At 57.8% G+C, this 5,465-nt stretch carries 6 protein-coding genes; 1 reads left to right on the forward strand and 5 read right to left on the reverse strand.

Annotated features, from left to right (window positions below; genetic code table 11):
• Positions 1-295: 295 nt before the first annotated feature.
• From ABX962_RS28995 to ABX962_RS29005, 3 genes are all read right to left on the reverse strand, one after another.
• A complete protein-coding gene (locus ABX962_RS28995) occupies positions 296-844 on the reverse strand; it encodes a Fur family transcriptional regulator (RefSeq protein WP_095740872.1) in 549 nt (182 codons plus the stop codon).
• A 291-nt stretch (positions 845-1,135) separates the two neighbouring features.
• Complete coding sequence (locus ABX962_RS29000) at positions 1,136-1,456, reverse strand: flagellar biosynthesis anti-sigma factor FlgM (RefSeq protein ID WP_095740871.1); 321 nt, start codon at positions 1,454-1,456, stop codon at positions 1,136-1,138.
• Positions 1,457-1,589: 133 nt separating this feature from the next.
• Positions 1,590-1,736 carry a hypothetical protein gene (locus ABX962_RS29005; protein WP_372724727.1) on the reverse strand — a complete coding sequence of 49 codons (147 nt, stop codon included), beginning with the start codon at positions 1,734-1,736 and terminating at the stop codon, positions 1,590-1,592.
• Between the two features lie 588 nt (positions 1,737-2,324).
• Here ABX962_RS29005 and ABX962_RS29010 point away from each other — a divergent pair.
• The gene (locus ABX962_RS29010) at positions 2,325-2,765 is read left to right on the forward strand and encodes a hypothetical protein (RefSeq protein ID WP_372724729.1); all 441 of its coding nucleotides are present in this window, start codon (positions 2,325-2,327) and stop codon (positions 2,763-2,765) included.
• Positions 2,766-3,114: 349 nt separating this feature from the next.
• Here the strand turns inward: ABX962_RS29010 and ABX962_RS29015 are convergent, their stop codons facing one another.
• Complete coding sequence (locus ABX962_RS29015) at positions 3,115-4,272, reverse strand: transposase (RefSeq protein WP_372724731.1); 1,158 nt, start codon at positions 4,270-4,272, stop codon at positions 3,115-3,117.
• Positions 4,273-4,287: 15 nt separating this feature from the next.
• A complete protein-coding gene (locus ABX962_RS29020) occupies positions 4,288-5,280 on the reverse strand; it encodes a site-specific integrase (RefSeq protein WP_145221498.1) in 993 nt (330 codons plus the stop codon).
• Positions 5,281-5,465 lie beyond the last annotated feature (185 nt).

Here is a 5,465-nt window from a genome sequence, read left to right on the forward strand (position 1 = left end):
CAAATGGCCGCCTTGCACGGCTTTCGCGTCGAATCCCACCGGATGATCATCAGCGGCGTCTGCCGTGAGTGCTCGCGGCGGCGGCGAAAGAAACGCAAACAGGACCTGGTGTAGCGGGACCCGAGTGCTCCGTGTCACCTTGCGTTTCGGGTAGGCGGTAGTGGACGAGGCGACGAGTCCTCTGCAAATGGACGAGGCAACGAGTCCTCTGCAGTGGGCGTATTGGCAAGGACTCGTCGCCTCGTCCACGACCGCCTACCCGAAACGCAAGGTGACACGGAGCACTCGGGGCCCGCTACACCAGGTCCTGTTTGCGTTTCTTTCGCCGCCGCCGCGAGCACTCACGGCAGACGCCGCTGATGATCATCCGGTGGGATTCGACGCGAAAGCCGTGCAAGGCGGCCATTTGGTCACGGATTTCGACCAGTTCGTCGCTTTGAAATTCCAGCAGTTTTCGGCACCGCGTGCAGTACAGGTGGTCGTGCTGGGGGTAGCCGTAATCGTGGTCGTAGACGGTGCGGCCGTCGAGTTGAAAACTATTGAGCAGCCCGGCGTCGACACATTCACGCAGGGTGCGATAGACGGTGGCGGTACTGACGTAGTTCGCTTCCCCCCGCCGTGGCAGCCGTTCGATCAACTCTTCGGCGTCAAAATGCTCGTGCTGGCTGAACACCTGGTCGATCAAGAATTTCCGCTGGCTGGTTTGCCGCAGCCCGCGCGACTGCAGGTACTCGCTGAACCGTTCTTGAGGCGAAAGCGAAACCTCCAACGGCTCGACTTTTGTCGCAACCGTTTCGGAATTCGAGTTCGCCGTTTCGGAGGTTGAGTCCGACAATTCAGCCATGGTGCGTGTCAGAGGGAACGTAGAAACAGCCCGTCAGCGCGGGGCGAGCACCCTCTCGAAACGCTTGGTCGACGAGTCCGGTCATCTAGAAGTCTACACGACCGGTCAATCGCTGTCTTCGCCGGGGTCTGTCTCCGCCGGGGACCTGTCTTCCGATGGCCACTTTCTGTGGCACGAAAGAGTGAGCGGAACGGCGCGAGCCGTCCGGTTTCAGCTGGAAAACACCTTGGACGACCGGAGGGCTGGCGCCCTTCCGCGACCAAGATAGACCCCGATTGGTGTCACAGGCCGTTAACCCAACAGGTCCAAGAACCGATCCAGGGCGGCGTCCATCCGTTCGGGCGAGTCGTAGGATCCGTCGGCGATTTGCCGCCGCAGCTCGGCGACCCGTTCAAATCGAATGCCTTCACCGGCGACCGCGGCGTTGCCTTCGATGCGATTGGCCGAGGTAGCTGCTTGGCTGAGGTCGAGCTGGTCGACCGGGCCGGCCGACGCCGGCGACGACGCTTGATCGACCTTGGACGCAGCGGAGCCGCGATCGACTTGCGAAGTGGATTGGACGTTGGAAGCGGATTGCGTGGTGGAAACCCGATAGGGACCGTAAATCTGCATTTGAGCGATGCTCCGGAGACAAAATGGACTACCCCACCGCATCACAAACGACTGCTGAAACAGATCGGTTGATAGCAATGAGGGGATTTAGGCGACGTAGGCCGGACCGGACCGATGGGGGAACCCCACCGACTTATTCAGTCATTTCCGCATCGACCGTCAGCGCCGCGATCCGTGTCCCAGGATGCAATCCGTACAGCTTTGAAGAGACTTTTGCTAAGCGCGAAGCAGCGGAAACAGTATAGGTTTCGGCTCGCCGCTCCGCGTCAGTTGAGTCCATTCGTGAACTTTCTGGGGGTCAACCCGAGACACTCGCAGCGACGGTAGCAAAGCGGCCGCGGCAATTGCAAGTCGATTTCTGGAAGTGGCGTCAGCTTCCAGCTTGCGTCCACTCTGCCTCCTTGTGCCCGACCAATTCCTGCACGCTACGAACGTCCGCCCCGTCATCGAGCATGTGAGTCGCCCGTGCCGCCTGTAGCCGCTGCCACGCGGGAGTCTGGGAGGCAAGGTGGCGACGAAGGACCTCGATCACCAGCTCACGCTGGACCACACGGTCTTCGGAAGCACCCGTTTGGGTTCATACGGCGGGGAAGCTAGCATCGCTGCCCACTCCCTTGGGAAACCACTCGCGATCCCGATCAGACAGATTCATCACGCCGAGACACCGACGCCCATCGACGACCTTTTTCATCAATGGCACAAACCTATCGTCTCGAGAGCGACTTGATTACCCCTGCAGGGTGCCGTAAGATTGGGTGGCGGGAGATATTCCGCGGTCCAACCACGGAATATGTACTTTTTACCGCGGTCGGACCACCAATAATTGATTGTTATCCGACTCAGTCCCAACGTTTCTCATTACAGTTGAATGACAGCCAACATCTCCGAAATTCTGGCTGGCTCGGACGACGAAGCCCTGCTACACGAGCTCTACACTCGCATTGAAACACCATGCAATCCCGCACAGGCTCTTTTCGTGGACGCGTGGGAACTATCTGGATTTATCGCGAGCGACGGTTTCGAATTCCTCTTTGAACAAGAACGCTCACTCGATGAGTTTGCACAAGTACTCTTAGACATTGGATTTCCGGAAGCAAAGCCGGTATTTGAAAAGGTCAAGGCTGTCGTACCTGATTCCATGCTCGCGAAAGAGTACGATGCCGGACTACGCGATCATCTGACCAACAACTTTGACCGGCTCAAAGCACTGCTATATGAATACCTAGAACTGTCTGATACCAGATTGCTTCCTACGTTCGGCGATTTCATCCGTAAAAACAAAGAATCGTTCGCGGACCAGTTGACGTGATGCCCAAACGACGGATAACCAGTAAGGATTTGACTTCGCGAGTTTGCGAGCCGAAGTTCAAGTCCTCTGTTCAAGAAGCCCGATAACGCTCGCTCGGCCGCCTAATTCTCTCTTGGATTTTGCTTCGATGGCCTGGGCTCGTTCAAGACGTATCTGCCAGGTGCGATGCTCTTCGGCGGTTGCCATGCCGGTCTCGATGCGGTGAGCCGCCGGCAGCGGATGTGTGTTTTGGCTGCCAAGGTGTTCTTCGTCACCACGTCTGCACAAATTTGAACGCGATCAGCGCAGAGCATCTCTGTTCGCCTCCCCGATGACGTTTGATTTTGTCTCTCCGATTTCCGCTGAACGTTCAATTGGCTCTCCTTTGAAACGCCGCCGGTGGAGGTCCACGAGGAAGTTGCATCGGATCGAAACTGACTGCCACGACGCGTAGGTCACCACCACAGTGGGCACAGCGAGGCTCACCGACTAGGCGTTCCGGTTGTGGAGCATGCCCGCTGGCCAACCAGTACACCCAGCCCAGATGCATCCACACAAGGAGTTGCAGTTCATCCAGGCGGATCGCCGAATTGCTGCTCATCCAGCCATAGTGCCGCACTTTCTGGAATCCGCTGGGGAGAATGTGCTGCGCGAATCCCTCGACGAACTTGACACCTTTAACGTTCCGCTCGATCGTCCGCTTGGCCTTTGTGGGCGTGACGGTGTACGAGACCGAACTTTCGGTGACCGAGACGATCCGTTTGTCGCTGATCGCGACTCGATGGATGTAGGGCGCGAGGTAACGCAATGAGCCCCACGCATTTCCGACCGCTTCGATGTCCACCACGAAGTTCTTCTTCCACGCTTCGCGCGGCACCGAATCGTAAAGTCCACAGCGGCGAAGCTCGTCAGCCAACTTCGCTTTGTAGACCCGAACCAGGGTGCCGTGGCGAAACAGGAAGCCTTGCGGTGTGCTCTGCCAGCCGATCGCCGCGCCCTCCTCATCGACCTTCACTCCACCGCCGGGGATGATGTAGTGAATGTGCGGATGATAGACGAGCGGATCTCGCCCCCAAGTGTGCAGAACGCCGAAGTAACCGAGCTTGCATCCTTTCAGTGCTTTGGTTGCGGCACCGACGTCCCGAATGCTCTGTGCCGAAGCATCAAAGAGCGAACGATAGCCTTCACGTTGGTTCGCGCGCAGCACCAAGCCGACTTCACGGGGAACCGTGAAGGTGACGAAGAAGTGATGAACCGGTAGCAACCGCTTCTGATGCTTCTCGATCCAACGTTGCGACTTCTCGTGACCACAGGTGGCGCAGTGACGATTTCCGCAGCTCCGTCCCGTCCAATGCGTTTGGCCGCAGCCGTCGCATCGATACAGGACTCCGCCAAGGGCACCGGTTCGGCAAAACGGCAACAACGAGATCACGCGTGCAACCTGATACAGTGACTCGGGGAGCGGGTCGGGAAGCTTGGCGAGGTATGCCGGTCCGTGCTTGGCGATAGCTTCGGCCAGCGTGGACACGTTTCGGCGACCGGTTTACTTCAGTCGTGCGGGACAGCCGAGCGCATCGGGATCATCGTCGTCCCCCGGCAACTTTCCGAACAGTCCGTCGATCGCTCCCCGCGCATTGGCCTCCGCATCTTCGGTCAGATGTAGATAAACGAGGGTCGTCTGCAGCGAGGAGTGCCCCATGTATTTCTGGATGACCTTCAGCCCAACACCGGCTTCGAGCAGATGCGTTGCGTAAGAATGTCGCAACGTGTGGATCGTGATTTTCTTGCCGAAGTTGAGCTTCTTGGCGATCTGCTTCATCGCACCTTGGACGGTGGTTTCCGACATCGGACGCTCGGCCTTGCTCTTGCCATGGATGTCGAAGCAGTACCCGGGCGAAACGGCGGGGAAGATCCACGTGTCGTGATGATGGGTCAGCCAATAGGCACGCAGCAACTTCAGAGTTGATTCTGGCAGCGGGACGTAACGATCCTTTGCCCCTTTGCCGCGGTGGATGTGGGCAAAGCCGCGTTGGCTTTGCAGATCCGTCGTCTGCAGATGAAGTGCTTCGTTGAGCCTCAAGCCCATCGAATAAGCGGTCCAGAAATACGCGTAAATCCGCAAGGTGTTCGCCTGACCGATCAACTCGTGGGTTTGGCTGATGGTCAGGACTTCCGGCAGTGCGGTGATGTTTTGCAGTTTGAGCATGGAAAAGATGTCCCAGTCTCGCTTGCAGGTGCGGGTAAAAAAGAACTTCACTCCCGAGAGGGCGACACGCAGTGAACCGTAGGCGAAACCTCGGTCGTTCTTGAGGTGCAAGAAGAATTGGCGAACATGGTTCTCGGTGACTTGGTCGGGGGAGCACTTGGCGAAATCGGAGAGTTGCCGGATGGCACGGATGTATCCGTCGTGTGTCCGCTTGGCCATCCCGGAGAGTTGCAGGTCTTCGCTGAGTTTTTGACGAAGATCCTCGGGAAAGTAGGCCCCCAGAGCAGCAGACTTTTGCGAATTGCGGCGACGATTGTTAGACTTGGACATCGAAAGTTCCTTGTGGAAGGAGTGTGTGAAGCGGTTCACCGTGAACCGCTCCTTCCATCAAGGTCTCATACCCACCAAAATCCCGCCGCGAAGCGGCTTACTTGAACAATCGCGTGCACCGGAGTACGCGAGTCGGGCGATTTTGAAGTTGAAAATCTTTCGCGCGTACCCGGTGACGCGTAACG

Source organism: Novipirellula sp. (genome assembly GCF_041583735.1).
GTDB lineage: Bacteria > Planctomycetota > Planctomycetia > Pirellulales > Pirellulaceae > Novipirellula.